Genomic DNA, 21,583 nt, shown 5'->3' on the forward strand with positions numbered 1-21,583 from the left:
AGGGGCCGCGGGGCGGGGAACCTCGCACCGCCCACGAGACCGCACTGTGATGACCCCGCACGGCGGGGTGACCGCACAGTCCGGACCGTCAGGAGGTGACCTTGTAGGAGGAAATGACCTGCTGGTAGATGCTGGTGACCTGGTCGCGCTCGTTGACCGGACCGATGACCTGGATGATGTGGTACCGGCCGTCGACGATCATCGCGAGGTTGCGGACGTACACCTCACGGCCGTTGACGTCCTGCCAGGTGTACTGCCCCTCGGCCATGGACTGCCGGCCGACGTCGACCCGGCGCAGGCCGGTGGCCGTGGCCCAGGAGGAGTCGCGGAACGGCTGCAACTCCGCTTCCTTGTCGCGCTGGTACGCCAGCGGATCGGCACCGTTGGCCTGCACGGTGTCCCGGCCCGGCACGATGAGCAGGCTGAACCCGTTGCTGCCGTAACGAATCTGCCGGTCCGCGTTGGCGGGGCTGCGCTCCCAGTCCTTCAACACGCCCACCTCGAACCCTTCCGGGTCCTTGCGGAGCGTGTACCCCGGCGGGAGCGCGACGGCGGAGCGGCTCGTCTGCGGGTCCTCGGTACCGGGTGGCTCCGAGGTCTTGCCGGAGGCGGACGGGGACGGCTTCTCGGCGGGCGACCCGGAGCCCGTGGCGGCCGCGGAGTCGCCGGCCGCCGGGGTCGGGGCGGCGCCCGTACGGGTCCCCGCGTCGTCCTTCGGCATGAACGCCACGGCGTAGACCACGGCGCCGACCAGCGCCAGCAGGATGAGCACGAGGAGCAGCCGGCCGAGGCGGCGCGGCGGCCTGTTGCCGTTGTCGCGCAGCACCTTGGGCTCGCGCGGGGTGCGCGGCGGCTTGCGCCCGGGTGCCCCCTGGGGCTGGTGGTACGCGTGCTGCTGCGGGGGCTCCTGGTACGCCCGCTCGTCGGTGTCCGGGTAGGCGCGCAGCCCCAAGGACTCCAGCCCGCCGACGGATTCCCCGGTCTCTGCGGCCTGCCCGGCGTGCCTTTCGTGGGTGCCCTGAGTGCCGTGGGTGCCCTGGCGGTGCCGGCCCTGGGAGGCGGAACGGAAGCGGCCCCGGCGCCTGCGGACGAGTTCGCCCTTGCGGCGGACGATGGGCAGCTTCGTGGCGTCGTCGGCGGGGAGCGGGACGACGTCCGAGCCGGCCTCGGGCTCCGGGGCCGACCGGATCAGGGAGCGCAGCCAGCCGCGCAGTTCCTCGAAGTCGGGCCGCTCGGCGGGGTCCTGGCGCAGCAGGGACTCCACGACGGGCCGCAGCGGACCGCACTCCTCCGCGAAGGCGGGCGGCTCTCCGCACACCATCTGGACGAGCTCGGCAGCATTCTCCTCCGGGTAGGGCGCGTGGCCCTGGACGGCGCGGTAGAGCAGCGCGCCGAGCGCCCAGAGGTCGGTGGAGGGGCCGATGGGCGGGGCGAGCTGCCAGTTCTCGTGGACCGGTCCGGCCTGTTCGGGCGCCCACCGCTCGGTGACGGCCCCGACGACGGCGATACGGGCCTGCCGGGCGCGTTCGGCGGCGAGCGGGGTGGCGGGGCCCCGGTAGACGGGGCCCTGGTCGCCCGCGGCGACGACGGCGTCCCAGCTGCCGGCCGGAACCCGCTCGACGGCGCCCCGGGAACGGGCGGCGGGGAGCATCTCGCGGCGGGAGTCCGCCCGCAGGGCGTCGGCGCCGGACCCACCGGCGGGCACGGGACGGCCGGAGTGGCCGTCCTCCCAGGAACCGGCGAGGTGGACGCGGCGGCCCGGTGCGGCCGGGCCCGGGTCCTCCGGGTCGTCCTCCTCGTCGTCCTCCTCGTCGTAACGGTCGGGGTAGAGGTCGGCGGACGAGCGGCCCCATCCGGTGGGCAGCGGCGGCAGCGCACCGGCGGACGGGCGCGGGGGCGGCAGCAGCCCCGGCCCGTCGGAGTCCTCGGCGAGTCGCTCTTCCTCGGCGCGCAGCGCTTCCTCGGCGAGCCGGTCCTCTTCGGCGCGCCGCCGCTCTTCCGCCAGCCGCTGGTCCGCCGCGAGCCGCTGGTCCTCGGCGCGCTGTTGTTCCTCGGTGACGCGGGCCGAGGCCGCGAGGGCGCCCGCGCGGTAGGCCGCTATCGCGCCGGCCCGGGCGGCCCGCAGCTGGGCCGCGGTCGCGGCGCCGGGATCGGCGGGCGGCAGCGGTTCGGCGGTCGGCGTCTCCTGGCCCGGGGGCCGGTGCTGCGGGGCGGGGGGCGCGGCCGGGCGCGGCACCGGCTCGGGCCGCGGCGCGTACTCCGGACGGTCGGTGTACGGGTCACGGTCGCTGTACGGGTCACGGTCGGTGTACGGGTCGCGGTCGCTGTACGGGTCGCGGTCGCTGTACGGGTCACGGGGCTCGGGCCGCGGGGCGTACGGGTCGGGGGCGGACGGCAGCGCCGGCGGAAGCGCGGCGGGCGGCGCGGGGGCGTACCCGCCGTACCGCTGGTCACCGTCACCGTCGCTACCACTGCCGTCGGGTCCGCCGCCGAACTGGCCTGCGTACCCGTTGTCGCGGCCGTACTCGTCGCCCTCGACCAACTCGCCGTCTTGCTCGTCGTACTCGCCGTGCTGAGCGTGCTCGTCGTGCTCAGCGTGCTCGTCGTGCTCGTCGTGCTCGTCGTCGTGTCGCTGGGGCGGGGCGTCCGGTTCGTCCGGGTCGGGCCGGGGCACGGTGACGTATCCGCAGAGGGCCTCCTCGGCGGCGCCCGCCGCGAGGCCGGTCAGCATCACGCGGCCGTCGTCGCAGACCAGCACCGTCCGCACGGTGATGTTGCGGTGGGTCCAGCCGTGCGCGTGCAGCACCCGCAGGGCGGTGAGCACGTCGGAGCCGATCTCGGCGGCACGGTAGGGGGTGAGGGGGCGTTCGGCGAGGAGCGCGGCGAGGGTGCGCGCGGGGACGAGTTCGCTCACGATCCAGAGCGAGCCCGCCTCGGCGAACACGTCGAAGACCTGGTCCAGTCGCGGATGGTCCGGGACTTGGGCGGCGGCCTGCGCGGCCTCTATCGCCCGGCGCACCGCCGGGTCCGAGGAACGGCGTACCGCCCGGCCGGTGGCCCGGCGTACGGGGGACGGCCGGCCGTCTCCGTCGAGCACCTCGGCGTCCACGACCTCGGGGAGCGGCACCTGCCGGACCAGGACCTCCTGGCCGCTGTAGGTGTCGAACGCCCGGGTCTCGAGGAGTTCGTAGGCGTCGTTCGGCGGCAGCGGAAGGCGGTAGCGGTCGGCGAGTACCCGACCCGCGTAGTCGTCCACGACGCCTCCCCAGAGCGCACGGTTCCCCGGTCACGAGATTCGTACCAGTCGTCACATCTCGGTCATGTGCCTGCATATGACACGCCATCACGGCTGCTCACGGTTCTCCGCCTCTTACGATACGTGGCAGGACGGGGCGGCGTGTCCGGGTCGCGCCAACCCGGGTGGTCCGGGACGGGTGCGGCCCTCGTCGGCCGGTGCGGTGACCACCCGCGGGGGGGCGGTCACCAGTCACCGTCAGCCCCTCGGCGCGAAGGTGGCGAACGCCGTCTCCCGCATGGTGCGGCACTCGTCCTCGTTCCAGCCGGCGGCCGGGCAGCTCACCATGATCGAGTAGCCGTGCGTGGAGTCGGCCCGGAAGCCACGGTTGAGGACGTGGATCCGCTCGCCGTTCTGGGTCCGCTCGAACTCCCAGTCCGCGACGGTCGGGTAGCCGTTGTATTCGACCTTCTTGATGCCGATGTGCTTGTAACCGTTGCTCGTGGCACTCACGCCCGCGACGGCCGCGCTCCACGCGGCGGCCGCGTCCTTGCCGGGGGAGCTGGTGTAGTCGACCTGGACGCGCGGGAAGTCGCCCTTGGACGCGTTGTAGATGCCGCCCGAGTTGCTGCCGGCGATGTCGGTGCGCCGATAGGGCGCGGGCATCGCCATGGTGAAGTGGAAGCGGCTGTCGGTGACCGTCCGGTACCCGTCCGGCAGCGCGGCGCCGCCCTTGTCACCCTTGTCGTCCTTGCCCTTGCCCTTGCCACCCTTGTCGTCCTCGCCCTTCCCGCCGGACGAGGCAGCGGACTCCGACGGGGTGCCGGCCGTCGAAGGGGTGGCGGAGCCGTCGGACTTCCCCTGCCCGTCGGTGCCGTCCTCGCCCTTGCCGGTGTCCTTGTCCTTGCCGGAGGCGTCGGCCCCGCCGGTGGACCCGGCCGCGCTCGCCTGTCCGCCGGTGCCCTTGGCGTCCGTGTCGTCCCCGCCGCCGAGGCTGAGCGCGAGCACGGTGGCGATGACGGCGAGCACCACGATCCCGGCGATGATCGCCAGGGTCCTGCGCGGCACCACGTCGGTGAGCGAGGCGCGGGTGGAGGCGCCGGGCTTGCGGGGCGGCACTCCGCCGGAGGCCGAGGCCGTGGCGGCCCCCGGGGCGACCGGAGCCTTCGCGGTGGCGGCGGGCTTGGTGACCGCGGGCTTGCCGGCGGCGGGCTTGATGACGGCTGCCTTGCCCGCGGCGGACCCGGTGGTGCCGGGCCCGGTGACGGGTGCGCCGGCCGGGGTCGCGGCGGAGGCGCTCGGAGCCCCGGCGGCTCCCGCGGTCGCGGCTCCCGCGGCCCCGGCCCCGGCAGCCGCCGCGGCTGCCTTCGAGTTCCGTGCGGCGCGCAGGGCACCGCGCAGCCGGTCCCGGGTTCCCTCGCCGGTACGCGAGGACACCGAGGTCCTCGCGTCGCCGGGCTTGGTCCGGTCCGAGGGGGCCGGACCCGCCCCGGGGGGCATCGCCATGACCTGGGTGGCGTCGGCGGGCGGGACGGCGGGGGTCTGCGGCGCGTTGATGACGGCGGTGAGCAGGGCCCGCGCACCGGCGTCGTCGAGCCGCAGGTCGGGGTCGCGGGTGAGGAGGCCGTAGATGACGTCCGTCAGCGGACCGGCGTTCTTCGGCGGGTCGAGCGGTTCGGTCATCACGGCCGTCAGCGTGGCGATGGCCGAGCCCTTGTCGTACGGCGGGGTGCCCTCGACGCTCGCGTAGAGCAGACCGCCGAGCGACCAGAGGTCGGCGGGCGGTCCGGGCTTGTGGCCGCGGGCGCGCTCCGGCGAGATGTACGAGGGGGCGCCGACCAGCATGCCCGTGGAGGTCACCGAGGGGTCGCCCTCGACCTGGGCGATGCCGAAGTCGGTGAGGACCACTCGCCCTTCCTGGGATATCAGCACGTTGGACGGCTTCACGTCCCGGTGCAGGATGCCCTCGCGGTGCGCGGAGCGCAGCACGTCGAGGACGGCGAGACCGACCTCCGCCGCCCGCCGGGGCGTCAGCGTGCCGTCCTCACGGATGACTTCGGCGAGGGACTTGCCCTCGACGAGCTCCATGACGATCCACGGCCGGTCGTCCTCGTCCACCACGTCGAACACGGTGATCGCGCTCGTGTTGCGGATGCGCGCGATCGCCTTCGCCTCGCGCAGGGTGCGCGTGATCAGGCGTCGCTTCTCGTCCTCGTCGATGGCCGTGGGGAACCGGAGCTCCTTCACCGCCACGGTGCGGCCCAACGTCTCGTCGTCGGCGCGCCAGACGGTACCCATACCGCCTCGGCCGAGCACCTTCCCGAGCCGGTACCGTCCCGCGAGAAGACGCCCCTCGGTGTCCCCTTGGGGCCCGTTTGCCTGCTCCGCCTCCGACATGCGTCCCCTCTGCGATCAACCCGCCCTGGCAGAGCGTTCATTGTCCCTCACCCCGGGACCGGTTCTGGTTCCGGGTCCGGGGTCGGCCCCGGCGGGGCCGGGGAGGGGCTCCGGCGCACGGCTCCCCGGGCTCCGGTGCCGGGCGGCGCCGGAGTCCGCAGGCGCCCGGCCGTCGCTCCGTCCGGCCCGGCGCGCCACCTGGAAGCGGGTGCCCCTTCGTCGGCCTCCCATGCCTGGGGCGGCCGCGCGGGGGCGCGTACCGCGCCCCCGCGCCGGTGGCGCGACGTCCCGTCAGATCGGCACGATGTCCGGTGCGCCGAGCCGTGCCGCGTCGGCCGTCAGGTCGTCGGGCTGGCGCTGCGACTCCCGTTCGGCCTCGACCCGCTTCTCGTAGTGCTCCACCTCGCGGTCGACCCTGCCCGCGTCCCAGCCCAGCACCGGGGCCATCAGTTCTGCGCAGACACGGGCGCTGAGAATACCCCGGTCGAAGGTCTCGATGGAGATCCGGGTCCGCCGGGTGAGGACGTCGTCCAGGTGGCGGGCGCCCTCGTGCGAGGCGGCGTAGACGATCTCGGCCGCCAGGTAGTCGTCGGCGGCGGGCAGCGGTTCGCCCAGTGCGGGGTTCTCGGCGATCAGCGCGAGGACCTCCTCGGCCAGTGAGCCGTACCGGTTGAGCAGGTGCTCCACCCGGACGACGTGCAGTCCGGTGGCGGCGGCGATCCGGGCTCGGGCGTTCCATCGGGCGCGGTACCCCTCGGCGCCGATCAGCGGTACGTCCTCCGTGACGCACTCGGCGACCCGCTGGTCGAGCCCGTGCACGGCCTCGTCGACGGCGTCCTTCGCCATCACCCGGTACGTCGTGTACTTGCCGCCCGCGACCACGACCAGGCCGGGCACCGGGTGCGCCACCGTGTGCTCGCGGGAGAGCTTGCTGGTCGCGTCGGACTCGCCGGCCAGCAACGGGCGCAGCCCGGCGTAGACGCCCTCGACGTCGTCCCTGGTCAGCGGGGTGGCGAGCACGGAGTTGACGTGTTCGAGGAGGTAGTCGATGTCGGCGCTGGAGGCGGCCGGGTGAGCCTTGTCGAGGCTCCAGTCGGTGTCGGTGGTGCCGACGATCCAGTGGCGGCCCCAGGGGATGACGAAGAGGACGGACTTCTCGGTCCGCAGGATAAGACCGGTCGAGGAGTGGATGCGGTCCTTCGGCACGACGAGGTGGATGCCCTTGGAGGCGCGGACGTGGAACTGTCCGCGTTCGGCGATCAGCGCCTGGGTGTCGTCGGTCCACACGCCGGTCGCGTTCACCACCTGCCGGGCCCTGACCTCGTACCGGCCGCCGGTCTCGACGTCCTCGACCAGGGCGCCGACGACGCGCTCGCCCTCCCGGAGGAATCCGGACACCCGTGCGCGGTTCGCCGCGTGCGCGCCGTAGCTCACGGCGGTGCGCACCAGGGTGGCGGTGAAGCGGGCGTCGTCCATCTGGGCGTCGTAGTACTGCAGGGCCCCGACCAGGGCGTCCTTGCGGAGGGCGGGTGCCACGCGCAGGGCGTGGCGGCGCGAGAGGTGGCGGTGGACGGGGAGCCCGCGACCGTGCCCGGAGGAGAGGGACATCGCGTCGTAGAGGGCCACGCCGGAGCCCGCGTACAGCCGCTCCCACCCCTTGTGTTGCAAGGGGTAGAGGAACGGCACGGGCTTCACCAGGTGGGGGGCGAGGCGTTCGAGGAGCAGTCCGCGTTCCTTGAGCGCCTCGCGGACCAGGGCGAAGTCGAGCATCTCCAGATAGCGCAGGCCGCCGTGGATGAGCTTGCTGGACCGGCTGGAGGTGCCGGAGGCCCAGTCGCGGGCCTCGACGAGGCCGGTGGAGAGCCCTCTGGTGGCGGCGTCCAGCGCCGTCCCGGCGCCGACCACGCCCGCCCCGACGACCAGTACGTCCAGTTCGCGCTCGGCCATCGCGGCGAGCGCCTCGGCGCGCTCGGCGGGTCCCAGTGTCGATGTCCTCAACTCTGCCTCCCGGTGGATCGGGGTGGGCGGGTCCCCGGGCGATGTGTCCGGTTGCCGTCCGGCCGGGCCGGCCGTGCCCACGATCCGATTCTGTCCGCGACGGGCGACTTCAGCCACCGCCTGTGGAGAACGCTGCCCGTCGGCGACGGAACGGCCGGGCGGAGACCGCGCGCGACCGCCCGCGACAACGATCATCGAATACGACATAAATGCCACATTCAGGTCATATTTACGCCTAGTCTGACATCGTGCGGCCCACAGCGGTTGCGCGTTCGGTCCTCATGGTCCTACGGGAAGGACGGCCCTCGCATGCCCGCAGACCTCGCGGTCATCGGCCTCGGACACCTCGGCCTGCCCCTCGCCCAGGCAGCGGTCGCCGCCGGTATCGACACCATCGGGTACGACACCGATCCGCGCCCGTACGCGGACCTCAGCGCGGGCCGCACCCCGGTCGAGGGATCGCTCACCGCGTCCGAGGTCCGCAGGATGCTCTCCCGGGGCTTCCGCCCCACCACCAACGCCACCGAACTCGGCCGGGTGCGCACCGCGGTGATCTGCTCCCCCACCCCCCTCGGAGCCGACCGCACCGTCGACCTGACCGCCCTCGGCGACGCCGCACGCGCCCTGGCAGCCCGGCTGCGGCCGCACACCACGGTGCTGCTGGAATCGGCCGTACCCCCCGGCACCACCGAGAACTTCCTGCGCGGGCTGCTCGAAGAGGGGTCCGGGCTGCGCGCCGGCCGCGACTTCCACCTCGCCTGCTCGCCCGGCCGTCTGGACCCCGGCAACCGCACCCACACCTACGCGAACACCCCCCAGGTCATCGGCGGCCTCACCCCCGCCTGCACCGAGTCCGCCGCCGCGTTCTACGGCCGGCTCACGGACAAGGTGGTGCGTGCCAGGGGCCCGCGCGAGGCCGAGATGACGAAGGTGCTGGAGACCAACTTCCGGCACGTGAACATCGCCCTCGTCAACGAGATGGCGGTGCTCTGCCACGAGCTGGGCGTCGACCTCTGGGACGTCATCCGGTGCGCGGAGACCAAGCCCTTCGGCTTCCAGCCGTTCCGCCCCGGCCCCGGGGTCGGCGGCCACGGCATCCCCCTGGACCCCGGCGGCGTCCCGCACCCCGGCCACGCCCCCGGGCCGCCGCTGCGCCTGGTCTCCATGGCGCAGGAGATCAACGACCGCATGCCGAGCTATGTGATCCGGCGCAGCGCCACCCTGCTGAACGAGCACGGCAAGTCCGTGCGCGGCGCCCGCATCCTCCTCCTCGGCGTCACCTACAAACCGGACAACGCCGACCAGGAGGCGGCCCCGGCCCGCGAGATCGCGAGCCGGCTGATGGATCTGGGCGCCCAGATCGGCTACCACGACCCGCTCGTCCTGGACTGGCGCGTCCGAGACGTCCCTGTCCCCCGCGCCGACTCGCTCTACGAGGCGGCGGCCGCCGCCGACCTGACGCTGCTCCTCCAGCACCACCGGACGTACGACCTCCAGGGCCTCGCGGTGAAGGCGCAGCTGCTCCTCGACACCCGCGGTGCCACCCCGGCGGGGGCCGCGCACCGGCTGTGACGGCGGGGTGTGCCGGCCCGTGAGCGGGGCCGACCGCGGGGGCGTCGGGCAGTGCGGCGGGCGATGTCGCAGAGGGCTGCTAGCCTGCGGCGTCACCTTCGCACTGCCGTGCGTATGTGGCGCACAGTCGTGCGCGCATTCGTCCCAGGGGGGATCTTCACCATGAGTCAGCCCGTGCCGCCGCCCAGTCGGCCCCAGCCGCCCGTCGACGGGCTGCCCGTCGACGGCAACCCGTACGCGGCCGAGCAGCCCAAGACGCCGGCTCCGGCGGCCCCGCCGACCGGGGCGCCCGTGGCAGCGCCGACCGGAGCGCCCGTCGCCCCGCCCACCGGCAACCCGTTCGCGGGGCAGCAGCCCGGACAGCCGGGGCCGCCCACCGGCAACCCCTTCGCCCCCCAGCAGCCGGGCCAGCCGTACGCCCAGTTCCCCGGTGCGCCCGGCGTACCGTTCGCGCCGGTCACCGGCCCGGTCCGCAACAACCTGGCCCTCGGTCTGCTGGCCTCCTTCGGCACCGCTCTCGTGGTCGGCGCGATCTACGGCGGCATCACCGGTGCCAGCGAGCGCGAGTTCGCCTACGCGGCGGTCGTCGTCGGCCTCGTCGTCGGCTGGGTCGCGGGCAAGGCGGGCGGCCGCAACCCCGTGCTGCCGTTCGCCGCCGTGGTGTTCTCGCTCGCCTCGGTCTACTTCGGCCAGCTGCTCGCCGACGCGATCATGGCCTCGAAGCAGTTCCCGGTCACCGTGCCGGAGATGTTCTTCCAGCGCTTCGGCCTGCTCCAGGAGATCTGGAAGGCCGACACCGACTTCATCAGCGTCCTCTTCTTCGGGATCGCCGGGTTCGCCTCGTTCTCCGCCGCCAAGAAGCTCTCCGACTGACGCGGTCACCCATGCGGAAGGGCCCCGACCACGTGATGCACGTGGTCGGGGCCCTTCCGTGTGCGCGGAGCGCGCGGGGCGGGATCAGCGGCGGTGCTGCGAGTCCGCCACCGTCACCTCGACGCGCTGGAACTCCTTGAGGTCGCTGTAGCCGGTGGTGGCCATCGCGCGGCGCAGGGCGCCGAAGATGTTCATCGAGCCGTCCGGGGTGTGCGACGGGCCGGTCAGCACCTCCTCGGTCGTACCGACCGGGCCGAGGTCCACCAGCTTGCCGCGCGGCACGTCCTCGTGGACGGCCTCCATGCCCCAGTGCCGGCCGCGGCCCGGAGCGTCGGAGGCGCGGGCGAGCGGGGAGCCCATCATGACGGCGTCGGCGCCACAGGCGATGGCCTTCGGCAGGTCGCCGGACCAGCCGACGCCACCGTCCGCGATGACGTGCACGTACCGGCCGCCGGACTCGTCCATGTAGTCGCGGCGGGCACCCGCCACGTCCGCCACGGCGGTCGCCATCGGCACCTGGATGCCGAAGACGTTACGGGTGGTGTGCGCGGCGCCACCGCCGAAGCCGACGAGGACACCCGCCGCGCCGGTGCGCATCAGGTGCAGGGCCGCGGTGTAGGTGGCACAGCCGCCGACGATCACCGGGACGTCCAGCTCGTAGATGAACTGCTTGAGGTTGAGCGGCTCGGCGGCACCGGAGACGTGCTCGGCGGAGACGGTCGTGCCCCGGATGACGAAGATGTCCACCCCGGCGTCGACGACGGCCTTGGAGAACTGGGCGGTGCGCTGCGGGGAGAGCGCGGCGGCGGTGACGACACCGGAGTCGCGTACCTCCTTGATGCGCTGCCCGATCAGCTCCTCCTGGATCGGCGCGGAGTAGATCTCCTGGAGGCGCCGGGTCGCGGACTCGACCGGCATCTCGGCGATCTCGTCGAGCAGCGGCTGCGGGTCCTCGTGGCGGGTCCAGAGACCCTCCAGGTTGAGGACGCCGAGCCCACCCAGCTCACCGATGCGGATGGCGTGCTGCGGGGAGACGACGGAGTCCATGGGAGCGGCCAGGAACGGCAGCTCGAAGCGGTAGGCGTCGATCTGCCAGGCGATCGAGACCTCCTTCGGGTCCCGGGTCCTGCGGCTCGGTACGACAGCGATGTCGTCGAATGCGTACGCCCGGCGGCCGCGCTTGCCGCGCCCGATCTCGATCTCAGTCACGATGTGTGGCCTCTTTCCCTCTACGTCTGCGCTGTCCAGTATCCCCGACACACACGGGAGGGGCGGCCCGGGGAACCCCGGCCCGCCCCTCCCGCATCGCGCAGGTGTTACTTCCTGCTGTAGTTCGGTGCCTCGACCGTCATCTGGATGTCATGCGGGTGGCTCTCCTTGAGCCCCGCCGACGTGATGCGTACGAAGCGGCCCTTGCTCTCCATCTGGTCGACGGAGGCGGCGCCCACGTACCCCATGGTCTGGCGGAGCCCGCCGACGAGCTGGTGGAGGACGTTGCCCAGCGGGCCCCGGTAGGGCACCTGGCCCTCGATGCCCTCGGGCACGAGCTTGTCGTCCGAGGCCACCTCGGCCTGGAAGTACCGGTCCTTGGAGTAGGAACGGCCCTGGCCCCGGGACTGCATGGCGCCCAGCGAGCCCATGCCGCGGTACGACTTGAACTGCTTGCCGTTGATGAACATCAGCTCACCCGGCGACTCCTCACAGCCCGCGAGGAGGCTGCCCAGCATCACGCTGTCGGCGCCCGCGGCGAGCGCCTTGCCGATGTCGCCGGAGTACTGGAGGCCGCCGTCACCGATGACCGGCACCCCCGCCGCGCGGGCCGCGAGAGCGGCTTCGTAGATCGCGGTGACCTGCGGGACGCCGATGCCGGCGACGACGCGGGTGGTACAGATCGAGCCGGGTCCGACGCCGACCTTCACGCCGTCGACGCCGGCGTCGATCAGCGCCTGGGCACCGTCGCGGGTGGCGACGTTGCCGCCGATGACGTCTATGGCGACGCTCGACTTGATCTTCGCCATCCAGGAGAGGGCGTTGCTGTTGTGGCCGTGCGAGGTGTCGACGATCAGGAAGTCGACCCCGGCGGCGGCGAGCGCCTGGGCGCGGTCCAGCGCCTCGGGGCTGGCGCCGACGGCCGCGCCGACCAGCAGACGGCCTTCGGCGTCCTTGGCGGCGTTGGGGTACTGCTCGGCCTTCTTGAAGTCCTTGACCGTGATGAGGCCCTTGAGGAGGCCCGCCTCGTCGACCAGCGGCAGCTTCTCGATCTTGTGGCGGCGGAGCAGCTCCATGGCCTCCACGCCGGAGATGCCGACCTTGCCCGTGACGAGCGGCATCGGCGTCATGACCTCGCGCACCTGACGCGAACGGTCGGACTCGAAGGCCATGTCGCGGTTGGTCACGATGCCGAGGAGCTTGCCCGAGGCGTCGGTGACGGGCACGCCGCTGATGCGGAACTTCGCGCAGAGCGCGTCCGCCTCGCCGAGCGTGGCGTCGGGGTGCACGGTGATCGGGTCGGTGACCATCCCGGACTCGGACCGCTTGACCAGGTCGACCTGGTTCACCTGGTCCTCGATCGAGAGGTTGCGGTGCAGGACGCCGACGCCACCCTGACGGGCCATGGCGATGGCCATCCGCGACTCGGTCACCTTGTCCATGGCGGCCGAGAGCAGGGGGATGTTCACGCGCACGTTGCGGGAGATGAGGGACGAGGTGTCGACCGCGTTGGGCAGGACCTCCGACGCGCCCGGCAGCAACAGCACGTCGTCGTATGTCAGCCCGAGCGTCGCGAACTTCTCAGGCACTCCGTCGACGTTTGCAGTCATGACACCTTCCCCAAATGGTCTTGATCGGTGCGGATGTCCATGCTAACGGCCTTCGGAGGTGTCTCATTCCACGAGCAAGATCACTCAGCGCTTCCGTATTTTCCTACGGAAGCCGCGGCGCCCACGGAAGACGGGATCACGCCCCGACGGAGTGGCGCGGGTGCGGCCGACGTCACTGTTCGGCGAGGGCTCGCAGCCGGCTGAGCGCGCGGTGCTGGGCGACCCGTACAGCGCCGGGGGACATGCCCAGCATCTGTCCGGTCTCCTCGGCGGTCAGGCCGACCGCGACCCGCAGGACGAGCAGCTCGCGCTGGTTCTCGGGGAGGTTGGCGAGGAGTTTCTTGGCCCAGGCCGCGTCGCTGCTGAGCAGGGCGCGTTCCTCCGGGCCGAGGGAGTCGTCGGGGCGTTCGGGCATCTCGTCCGACGGGACGGCCGTGGAGCCCGGGTGACGCATGGCGGCGCGCTGGAGGTCGGCGACCTTGTGTCCGGCGATGGCGAAGACGAACGCCTCGAAGGGGCGGCCGGTGTCGCGGTAGCGGGGCAGCGCCATGAGGACGGCGACGCAGACCTCCTGCGCGAGGTCCTCGCCGAAGTGACGAGCGTCACCGGGCAGCCGGTTGAGGCGGGACCGGCAGTACCGCAGGGCGAGGGGGTGGACGCGGGCCAGCAGGTCGTGGGTTGCCTGCGCGTCGCCGTCCACGGCCCGTTGCACCAGGGCAGCGATCACCGTCGTTTCGTCGTCACGCATCGGACCATGGTGCCTTGGTGCCGACCTGTCCGTGCCATCGCGTTCAGAGTTGTGCACCGAAGCGTTACGAGCGGGTGCGCCGGATGTCATGTCCTGCGCCCTCCCCTTCCGCTGGATCCGCTGGTCCGAATCGTCGTTCCCGAGGAACTCCACAGCTCAAGGATGCGTCATCGGCCGGGAAGCGTCACCCATCGCCGCCGAGACCGGTCCGCCACGGGCGGGCCGCCCCTCCCGCACCGCCCCTCGCCCCGTCCGCGCAACCGCGGACGGGGACGATTCCGGCACCGTGGGGGACGACCACGCGATCGGGGCCACCGGCTCTCAGCGCACCAGGCCCCAGCGGAATCCGAGCGCCACGGCGTGGGCACGGTCCGAGGCACCGAGCTTCTTGAAGAGTCTCCGGGCGTGGGTCTTGACCGTGTCCTCGGAGAGGAAGAGCTCGCGCCCGATCTCCGCGTTGGAACGGCCGTGGCTCATGCCTTCGAGCACCTGGATCTCCCGCGCGGTGAGCGTGGGGGCGGCGCCCATCTCCGCGGACCGCAGCCGGCGCGGGGCGAGCCGCCACGTCGGGTCGGCCAGCGCCTGGGTCACGGTGGCCCGCAGTTCGGCGCGCGAGGCGTCCTTGTGCAGGTAGCCGCGGGCACCGGCGGCGACCGCGAGCGCGACACCGTCCAGGTCCTCGGCGACCGTCAGCATGATGATCCGGGCACCGGGGTCGGCGGAGAGCAGCCGCCGGACGGTCTCCACTCCTCCCAGACCGGGCATGCGGACGTCCATCAGAATCAAATCCGAACGGTCGGCCCCCCAGCGGCGGAGTACTTCCTCGCCGTTGGCCGCCGTCGTCACACGCTCGACGCCGGGCACGGTCGCAACCGCGCGACGGAGCGCCTCTCGGGCGAGCGGGGAGTCGTCGCAGACGAGGACGGATGTCATGACCGTCCTCCGCAGCTGATGCGCGTCACCTTGAGCCTCCAGGCTGATACAAGTCGTCACCTGTGCGGTTGACCCCCTCGGACATGTGCCCGAGCCGGTTCGTCGCCAACCGCCTCCGCACTCTCAACGATGGTCACTCGAAAGAGTTACGGGTCGGACCGTAGGGTTCGGCACTCTACGTGAAGGGCCGCATACGGAGCGGATCGACGCGGGCCCTTCACCCTTCAACCGAAACTTCACTGGTTGGCGTGCCCTATTTGGCGGGTTTTCTTCCCTTTTACTGGTGTCTGTGACTAGATTCGCAATCAGTCATATTTACATCTACTACGACCGTAGATGTACGGCAGGCTCGATCACTGAGAACCTGAGGAACCGAGGAACTGAGGATCGACCACCGACGGACGACGACGGACTGCGACTGCCGGGACGACGTCTCCGGCGGAGCACGGTTTCGAGGGGACAAGCAATGGCAGATTTCTCCCGCCTTCCCGGACCCAACGCCGACCTGTGGGACTGGCAGCTGCTCGCGGCCTGCCGAGGGGTCGACAGTTCACTGTTCTTCCACCCCGAGGGCGAACGCGGAGCCGCCCGGAGCGCCCGCGAGACCTCGGCGAAAGAGGTGTGCATGCGCTGCCCCGTACGCGCCGAGTGCGCCGCCCACGCGCTGGCCGTGCGCGAGCCCTACGGAGTGTGGGGCGGCCTGACCGAGGACGAACGCGAGGAGCTGATGGGCCGCGCCCGCAACCGCCTGATCACGGCGGCCCACTCCGCTCCGGGCGACAGCCCCCCGCATGATTGAGGAACACGCACCCCTCCGTACCGCAGGAACGTTTCGGCAACCACGGTCCGTCCCCGCCCGTCCCCCTCCGTCCCCACAGGACTGCGACGGACCGGCGCACGGTCGTGCCGTCAGCGGGCCGCCGCGCGCGACAACTGGTCCAGCGTGGCCGCCACCGCAGGGACCCGCGCCAGGTCCGGCAGGGTCAGTGCCACGATCTCGCGCACGATGGGCGGCTCCACCGTCACGGTCACGGCCCCCTTGGGGCGTACCGACTCGATCGCCAGCGCGGGCAGCACCGCGACGCCCAGCCCGGCGCCCACCAGTCCGATCACGGCGGGATAGTCGTCGGTGGCGAAGTCGATACGGGGGGTGAAGCCGGACTCCTCGCAGACCTCCACGAGCTGTCGGCGGCAGCGCGGGCAGCCCGCGATCCACGGTTCCCCGGCGAGTTCGCCGATGTCGATCGCGTCCGTCCCGGCGAGCCGGTGGTCGTTGGGCAGCAGGCCGACGAGCCGGTCCGCGAGCAGCGGGCGGACCACCAGGTCGTTCCAGTCACCGTCGGCGCCGCCGTCGCCCTTTCCGTCGCCCGCACCGTCGCCGGAGTCTCCGTACCGGAACGCCAGGGCGATGTCGCAGTCCCCGTCGCGCAGCATCTCCACGGACCGGGGCGGTTCGGCCTCCACCAGGGAGACCTGGGTGCCGGGGTGCTCGGCGCGCAGCGCGGCCAGGGCGCCGGGGACCAGGGTGGAGCTGCCGCTGGGGAAGGAGACGAGCCGGACCCGGCCCGCGCGCAGCCCCGCGATGGCGGCGACCTCCTCCTCGGCGGCGGTCAGCCCAGACAGGATGCCCGAGGCGTGCCGTACGAGGGCTTCGCCGGCCTGGGTGAGCCGCATCTCCCTGCCGGTGCGGATCAGGAGGGGCGTACCGACCGATGACTCCAGTGCCTTCATCTGCTGGCTGATGGCCGGCTGGGTGAAGCCGAGTTCGCGGGCGGCGGCGGAGAACGAGCCGGTGGTGGAGACGGCACGCAGGACGCGGAGGTGGCGGGCTTCGATCACCCTCCCACCATAAGCGTTGCTTCTGGCGATTGCGAAAAACTGGCGTGCGGCTTTGATGCCTGCGTTCTAACCTTCCTCCATGCATCTACTGACCGTGAATGTGGGAACCGCCCGTCACTCCGAGCACACCAGCGCCCGTGACGGCCTCACGGGCATCGACAAGCGCCCGGTGGAGGGCCCGGTGCGGGTCACCGACCCGGGGCCGAAGGGCGTCGGCGGCAGCGGTCTGGCCGGGGACGCCGTCTGCGACCTGCGCCACCACGGCGGGAGCGACCAGGCGGTGTACGCGTACGCCCGGGAGGAACTCGACGCCTGGGAGAGGAAGCTCGGCAAGCCGCTGCCCAACGGGGTCTTCGGCGAGAACCTGACGACCCTCGGCCTGGCGGTCAGCGAGGCGCTGGTCGGCGAGCGGTGGCGGATCGGCCCGGATCTGGTCCTGGAGGTGACCGCCGGCCGCATTCCGTGCCGGACGTTCGCCGGACACGTGGAGGAGGAGCGCTGGGTCAAGCGCTTCAGTCAGGAGGCGGTGACCGGCGCGTACCTGCGGGTCATCACTCCTGGTTCCATCAGCGCCGGGGACCCGATCGAGATCGTCCACCGCCCGGACCACGCGGTGACCGCCTCCCTGGAGTTCCGCTCCTTCACCGACCGCACCCTGCTGCCGAGCCTCCTCCCGGCGGGCGAGGCCCTGCACGCGGAGGCGCTGGCGGCGGCGCGGGAGTACGTGGCGGCGCAAGGGGTCTGAGAGGCGGTGGTGCCGGTGGGGCGCTCGGGGGGAAGTCCCGCACAGAGACCGGGCACCCGGGCACCGCGAGCACCCGGAACGGGTCCGGGAACGTCGGAGGAGGGACTCCGCACAGCGCATGTGCGGAGCCCCTCCCCGTCGTCGCGGGTGCGACCGGTGCGGGTCAGACGGCGTCGACGGCGGCCTTCTCGGGCGAGGCGGCCGGACCGGCCTCTCCCTGCTCGGCGGCCGGGCGGGCAAGGCCCGGGATGAACGCGGCGACGGCGGCGGCGACCAGAGCGACCGCGCAACCGATCGTCAGGCCGACGCGGAAGCCGTCTTCGGAGGCGAGGGAGTGGCCGCCGAGGTTGATGGTCATCTGGGCGAGGACCACACCGATGACGGCCGAGCCGATGGTCGTGCCGAGCGAACGCATCAGGGTGTTGAACCCGTTGGCCGCGGCGGTCTCGGAGATCGGGACCGAGCTCATGATCAGGGCGGGCATCGCGCCGTAGGCGAGGCCGACACCACTGTTGATGACGATGCCGACGATCATCAGGCCCCAGGCGGAGCCCATCAGCAGGAGGGAGATGCCGTAGCCGGCGGACATGACGAGGGCGCCGAGGACGAGCGCGATCTTCGGGCCGCGTGCGTTGATCAGTTTTCCGCCGAGCGGGGAGACGATCATCATCATCACGCCGCCGGGGGCCAGGTACAGGCCGCAGGCCAGCATCGACTGGCCCAGTCCGTAGCCGGTGGCCTCCGGGAACTGGAGGAGCTGCGGGGCGATCAGCATGAAGGAGTACATGCCGACGCCGACCAGGATCGAGGAGATGTTGGTCATGAGGACGCGCGGGCGGGCGGTGGTCCGCAGGTCGACCAACGGGTCGCGGGTGCGGAGCTGGTAGTAGCCCCAGGTGCCCAGGGCGATGACCGCCAGAGCGAACAGGCCGAGCGTGGTGCCCGAGCCCCAGCCCCAGTCGGCGCCCTTGGAGATCGCGAGCAGCAGGGAGACCAGGCCGATGGCGAGCCCGATGGCGCCGGGAGCGTCGAAGCGCTGGCCCTTGGCCGCTGCCGGAGCGTCCGGGACGAAGGTGTAGATCAGCGCGGCGACGATCGCCGCGAGGACCGCGGCGCCCCAGAACAGCACGCGCCAGCTGGTGTACTCGGCGACCGCGGCGGAGATCGGCAGGCCGAGAGCACCGCCGATGCCCATGGAGGCGCTGACCAGGGCGATCGAGCCGCTGAGCTTCTCGGCGGGCACCACGTCACGGAGGAGCGCGATGCCGAGCGGCACCATGCCCATGCCCATGCCCTGGAGACCCCGGCCGACGATCATCGGCACGATGGAGGAGGAGAGCGCGCAGACCACCGAGCCGACGATCAGCGGAACGGCGCAGGCGAGAAGCATCCGGCGCTTGCCGAGCAGGTCGCCGAGGCGGCCGGTGACCGGCACACACACGCCCGAGACGAGCAGCGTGATGGTGATGACCCAGGCCGTGTTCGAGGACGAGGTGTGCAGGATCTGCGGGAGTTCCGCGATCAGCGGGGTCACCAGGGTCTGCATGACCGCGGCGACGGTGCCGGCGAGGGCCAGCGTGGTGATCACGCCGCCTGCGCGGGCCGTGGGCTGGGGGGCGTCCATAACGCGATTCCTCGATGTGGGTCGGGACGGGAGGTCCGGGACGAAAATCGGGCGGGCTGGAGCAGGGTGGGGCAAGGGTTGGGGCGCAGGGGCGGGGCACAGGGGCGGGCAAGGATGAGCATCGTACATGCATATTGCATCATGCATGCGATGTGTTTGATGCACACCATGTGACAGGATGAAGTCGGGCCACCCCGGGACCACGGCACACCGGCCCGGCAGGAAGCTGGAGGCACCCCACTCATGGACAAGGCCGTCAAGGACGTCGAGTACGAGCAGATGCTGCTCAGCCGCCACGGGCTCCTGAATCACCGCAAGGGGCGCCGCGAGAACGGCGTCCTGGAGCGCAGCGCCTACATCCTGCTCAGCCGCATCCGCATCCAGGGGCCCATGTCCATCGGGGAGTTGAGCGAGGCCTTCGATCTCGACGCCTCCACGCTCAACCGCCAGACCACGGCCGCGAGGCGCGCCGGCCTCGTCGAACGCATCCCCGACCCGGCGGGCGGGATGGCCCGCAAGTTCCGCATCACCGCCGAGGGCAGCCGGATACTCGACGAGGAGCGGGAGGGGACGGTCGAGTCCCTGGGCCGGGTCATGGTCGGCTGGGCGGCCGAGGACGTCGCCGCCTTCGCCGGCTACCTCCGCCGGTTCAACTCCGACCTCGAACGCCTCGGCGGGCGCCCCTGGCCGCGCCCTTGAGACCCGCCGCCGAGGAGCAGCCGGAGCCCCGCCTGCACCTTCAGCCCTTCGATCCCCCGGCCTCCGGGAAGTCCCTGGCCTTGATCTTCGACATCCGGCCGTCGGGGTGGTGCCAGACGATGCCCTCGCACCCGTCGGCCGAGGCCAGCGCGCGTACACCCGCGCGGATGCCCTCGAAGGTCAGCTCCGTCACCACGAGCCGCTCGGCGGTGGCGTGTTCGACGAGCCGGTGCGAACCGGCGCGCTCCGGGTTCCCGTTGATCTTCGGCCCGATCAGCTCGTACGTCCCCGGGGACCACTCCCGCAGGCCGCACGAAGCGAGTGCCTCTTCGTGGAACTTCGCGAAGGGCGACCGTGCGACCGGCTCCCAGCCGACCGTCTTCCCCGTGGCCGGGTCCGTGGACAGGGGTACGAAGCCCGGGGGCGCCGCCCGCCCGGCCCGCACCTCACGCCGCGCCCACCAGGCCCCCGCCTCGTCCATCCGCGTGCAGGTGCCGTCGTACTTGCGAGTGGCCACGCCCTCTCCGGCGAGCACCCAGCCGCAACCGGGTGCCACCTCGGGAAGCACCCCGGCCGGGCGGGTCGCGAAGTCGCGCAGGAACAGTGTGGGAATCTTCCGCATCCCCCCATCGTCCCGGCCAACGCGCTTTCACGCAGGGGAATTTCGCCAGTGCGGGGTGCCGAGGAAGGCATCACCGGACATCCGGATCACCCTGCGCCGGCGGGCTCCGGTCCCACCCCGCCGTCGATGAGGCGTCGCAGCTTCGCCTTGCCGGGCGTACGGGGCACGCACTCCGGGGAGTTCGGCGGGTGGGCGTAGACGCCGGCCCGTGCGCCGGACATGCTGTCGGCATCCGTCACCAGCACGGCCGGGCCCAGAATGGCCTGATCGCAGTCCACACAGATCAACGGAACCTCCGGTCGGGTGCGTGCCGACCGCCGCGACGGGGCAAAGCCTGCCGGGAAGGGCACGGGTGGTCAACGAGGAATTCCGGGCCCGAACGGCGCCAGGATGAGGCCCGGCGCAGGATGGCCGAAAACCCGTCTTTGCGCGGCGGGCCGCAGTGACGTCGGAACAGGGCCGGAACAGACGGAGAAGGGCACCACCCCCCCCATCGACCACCACGCGGGCCGTTCGCCCCGCCTTCCGCCGAGCCCTCCGCGAAGACGAACGGCGGCGATACTTAATGCGCTTTTCGCTGTCACACCTCGGCCCTACTCTGAGTCCATGCGCACCTCCGACCCTTCGGCCGCCGATCGCGTCAATGCCAAGATCCGCCACCTCATGGACGAGGACCACGACCAGGACCTTCGGGCCGCAGAGTACGAGCGGTTGCTCGTGCAGTGGGCCGACGTCACCCGTGCCGGTGCATTGACCGTCGCAGCCTGACGCCGCCTCTGGTGACCGGACACCCGTCCATTCCAGAGCCCCGAACACCTGTCCACCGAAGCCGGCTGAACCGGATCTCGACCCGATTCGCGACCTCGGACTCTTGGCCGAACACGACAGCGCCCCGCCCGGCAGCCCGGTGCACCAGCCGCGCACCAACACAGCACCCCGGCCACCACGGATCCGGCCCCTCCCGGAGGTCGGCGGCGCTGTCAAGACTGGTGCCCGGAGCCAGACTCGAACCGGCACCGGACAAGCGCCTGACCAGCGGAAACGCTCTAAGCTCGCAAAAGTGCGCCAGGATTGACCCGGACCAGCCCTCCCTACCCCGCCCTGACCCGTCCTACCGGGCCCGGTGCACCGGCTGTCCGGGTGCCACACCCGGAATCCGGAGCCCTGCGGACCGTACGCGAGGGCGCGGTCACCCTCCGGGGGGAGAGATGACCGCGCCGGCCTGTCAGCGGGGAGCTACGCCCCGCTCTCCTCCGCTGCCGGGACGACCCGGTCCACGAGGTGCTTGAGCCGCGCGTCGAACTCTGCTTCGCCGTCCGGGAACAGCGTCGCCAGCGCGACGAATGTCGTCACCGCGACGGGTCTGCTGCGTCCTGGCTGATCAGGTGGATCTCACAGCCGGGGAAGTCGTGCAGCCTTTCCGCAACCCTCAGCAGGACGGCGGCGAGTTCGCCGCCCCTGCCTGGGTGCGCGGTCATG

18 protein-coding genes are annotated in these 21,583 nt (G+C 72.2%); 6 read left to right on the forward strand and 12 right to left on the reverse strand.

Annotation, left to right across the window (positions count from 1 at the left end; translation table 11 throughout):
• Positions 1 to 88: 88 nt before the first annotated feature.
• The 3 genes from ACFYPN_RS08870 to ACFYPN_RS08880 all read right to left on the reverse strand — a co-directional run bounded on the left by ACFYPN_RS08870 (position 89) and on the right by ACFYPN_RS08880 (position 7,630).
• A complete protein-coding gene (locus ACFYPN_RS08870; protein WP_389297422.1) occupies positions 89 to 3,256 on the reverse strand; it encodes a protein kinase in 3,168 nt (1,055 codons plus the stop codon).
• A gap of 237 nt (positions 3,257 to 3,493) precedes the next feature.
• The gene (locus ACFYPN_RS08875; protein ID WP_389297423.1) at positions 3,494 to 5,632 is read right to left on the reverse strand and encodes a protein kinase; all 2,139 of its coding nucleotides are present in this window, start codon (positions 5,630 to 5,632) and stop codon (positions 3,494 to 3,496) included.
• A gap of 291 nt (positions 5,633 to 5,923) precedes the next feature.
• A complete protein-coding gene (locus tag ACFYPN_RS08880) occupies positions 5,924 to 7,630 on the reverse strand; it encodes a glycerol-3-phosphate dehydrogenase/oxidase (RefSeq protein ID WP_389297425.1) in 1,707 nt (568 codons plus the stop codon).
• A gap of 309 nt (positions 7,631 to 7,939) precedes the next feature.
• Between ACFYPN_RS08880 and ACFYPN_RS08885 the strand changes: the two genes are divergently transcribed.
• Both ACFYPN_RS08885 and ACFYPN_RS08890 read left to right on the forward strand, forming a co-directional pair.
• Entirely contained in the window at positions 7,940 to 9,202 is a 1,263-nt protein-coding gene (locus ACFYPN_RS08885; RefSeq protein ID WP_358765180.1) for a nucleotide sugar dehydrogenase, read from the forward strand.
• Positions 9,203 to 9,364: 162 nt separating this feature from the next.
• Positions 9,365 to 10,075: a hypothetical protein gene (locus tag ACFYPN_RS08890; protein WP_358765178.1), complete on the forward strand. Its 711-nt coding sequence runs from the start codon at positions 9,365 to 9,367 to the stop codon at positions 10,073 to 10,075.
• Between the two features lie 84 nt (positions 10,076 to 10,159).
• On the opposite strand, the gene ACFYPN_RS08895 is transcribed toward ACFYPN_RS08890, so the two are convergent.
• The 4 genes from ACFYPN_RS08895 to ACFYPN_RS08910 form a co-directional block, all read right to left on the reverse strand.
• On the reverse strand, positions 10,160 to 11,284 hold the full coding sequence (locus ACFYPN_RS08895; RefSeq protein WP_358760887.1) for a GuaB3 family IMP dehydrogenase-related protein: 1,125 nt from the start codon (positions 11,282 to 11,284) through the stop codon (positions 10,160 to 10,162).
• A 107-nt stretch (positions 11,285 to 11,391) separates the two neighbouring features.
• Positions 11,392 to 12,894, reverse strand: coding sequence for an IMP dehydrogenase (gene guaB / locus ACFYPN_RS08900; protein WP_358760886.1), 1,503 nt, complete (start codon positions 12,892 to 12,894; stop codon positions 11,392 to 11,394).
• A gap of 172 nt (positions 12,895 to 13,066) precedes the next feature.
• Positions 13,067 to 13,642: a sigma-70 family RNA polymerase sigma factor gene (locus ACFYPN_RS08905; protein ID WP_328719855.1), complete on the reverse strand. Its 576-nt coding sequence runs from the start codon at positions 13,640 to 13,642 to the stop codon at positions 13,067 to 13,069.
• 321 nt (positions 13,643 to 13,963) lie between these two features.
• Positions 13,964 to 14,575: a response regulator transcription factor gene (locus ACFYPN_RS08910; protein ID WP_003948568.1), complete on the reverse strand. Its 612-nt coding sequence runs from the start codon at positions 14,573 to 14,575 to the stop codon at positions 13,964 to 13,966.
• A 466-nt stretch (positions 14,576 to 15,041) separates the two neighbouring features.
• Here ACFYPN_RS08910 and ACFYPN_RS08915 point away from each other — a divergent pair, with 466 nt between their 5' ends.
• Positions 15,042 to 15,374, forward strand: a complete 333-nt coding sequence (locus ACFYPN_RS08915; RefSeq protein WP_358760885.1) for a WhiB family transcriptional regulator — start codon at positions 15,042 to 15,044, stop codon at positions 15,372 to 15,374.
• Positions 15,375 to 15,484: 110 nt separating this feature from the next.
• Here ACFYPN_RS08915 and ACFYPN_RS08920 read toward each other — a convergent pair whose 3' ends face one another.
• Positions 15,485 to 16,414 (reverse strand): LysR family transcriptional regulator, encoded by a 930-nt coding sequence (locus tag ACFYPN_RS08920; protein WP_358760884.1) that lies wholly within the window; start codon positions 16,412 to 16,414, stop codon positions 15,485 to 15,487.
• Positions 16,415 to 16,493: 79 nt separating this feature from the next.
• Between ACFYPN_RS08920 and ACFYPN_RS08925 the strand changes: the two genes are divergently transcribed.
• Positions 16,494 to 17,159: an MOSC domain-containing protein gene (locus ACFYPN_RS08925; RefSeq protein WP_389297428.1), complete on the forward strand. Its 666-nt coding sequence runs from the start codon at positions 16,494 to 16,496 to the stop codon at positions 17,157 to 17,159.
• Positions 17,160 to 17,322: 163 nt separating this feature from the next.
• Here the strand turns inward: ACFYPN_RS08925 and ACFYPN_RS08930 are convergent, their stop codons facing one another.
• Entirely contained in the window at positions 17,323 to 18,783 is a 1,461-nt protein-coding gene (locus ACFYPN_RS08930; protein WP_358760882.1) for an MFS transporter, read from the reverse strand.
• A 243-nt stretch (positions 18,784 to 19,026) separates the two neighbouring features.
• Between ACFYPN_RS08930 and ACFYPN_RS08935 the strand changes: the two genes are divergently transcribed.
• Positions 19,027 to 19,482, forward strand: coding sequence for a MarR family transcriptional regulator (locus ACFYPN_RS08935; protein WP_358760881.1), 456 nt, complete (start codon positions 19,027 to 19,029; stop codon positions 19,480 to 19,482).
• A 40-nt stretch (positions 19,483 to 19,522) separates the two neighbouring features.
• Here the strand turns inward: ACFYPN_RS08935 and ACFYPN_RS08940 are convergent, their stop codons facing one another.
• Both ACFYPN_RS08940 and ACFYPN_RS08945 read right to left on the reverse strand, forming a co-directional pair.
• Positions 19,523 to 20,104, reverse strand: coding sequence for a DUF5565 family protein (locus ACFYPN_RS08940; RefSeq protein ID WP_358760880.1), 582 nt, complete (start codon positions 20,102 to 20,104; stop codon positions 19,523 to 19,525).
• Between the two features lie 86 nt (positions 20,105 to 20,190).
• Entirely contained in the window at positions 20,191 to 20,382 is a 192-nt protein-coding gene (locus ACFYPN_RS08945) for a hypothetical protein (protein ID WP_358760879.1), read from the reverse strand.
• A gap of 328 nt (positions 20,383 to 20,710) precedes the next feature.
• On the opposite strand from ACFYPN_RS08945, the gene ACFYPN_RS08950 reads away from it, so the two are divergent.
• The gene (locus ACFYPN_RS08950; RefSeq protein WP_358760878.1) at positions 20,711 to 20,872 is read left to right on the forward strand and encodes a hypothetical protein; all 162 of its coding nucleotides are present in this window, start codon (positions 20,711 to 20,713) and stop codon (positions 20,870 to 20,872) included.
• A gap of 581 nt (positions 20,873 to 21,453) precedes the next feature.
• On the opposite strand, the gene ACFYPN_RS08955 is transcribed toward ACFYPN_RS08950, so the two are convergent.
• Positions 21,454 to 21,582 (reverse strand): hypothetical protein, encoded by a 129-nt coding sequence (locus tag ACFYPN_RS08955; protein WP_358760877.1) that lies wholly within the window; start codon positions 21,580 to 21,582, stop codon positions 21,454 to 21,456.
• Between the last annotated feature and the right edge of the window lies 1 nt (position 21,583).

Origin of the sequence: Streptomyces sp. NPDC005576, from assembly GCF_042871745.1 — a bacterium.
GTDB lineage: Bacteria > Actinomycetota > Actinomycetes > Streptomycetales > Streptomycetaceae > Streptomyces.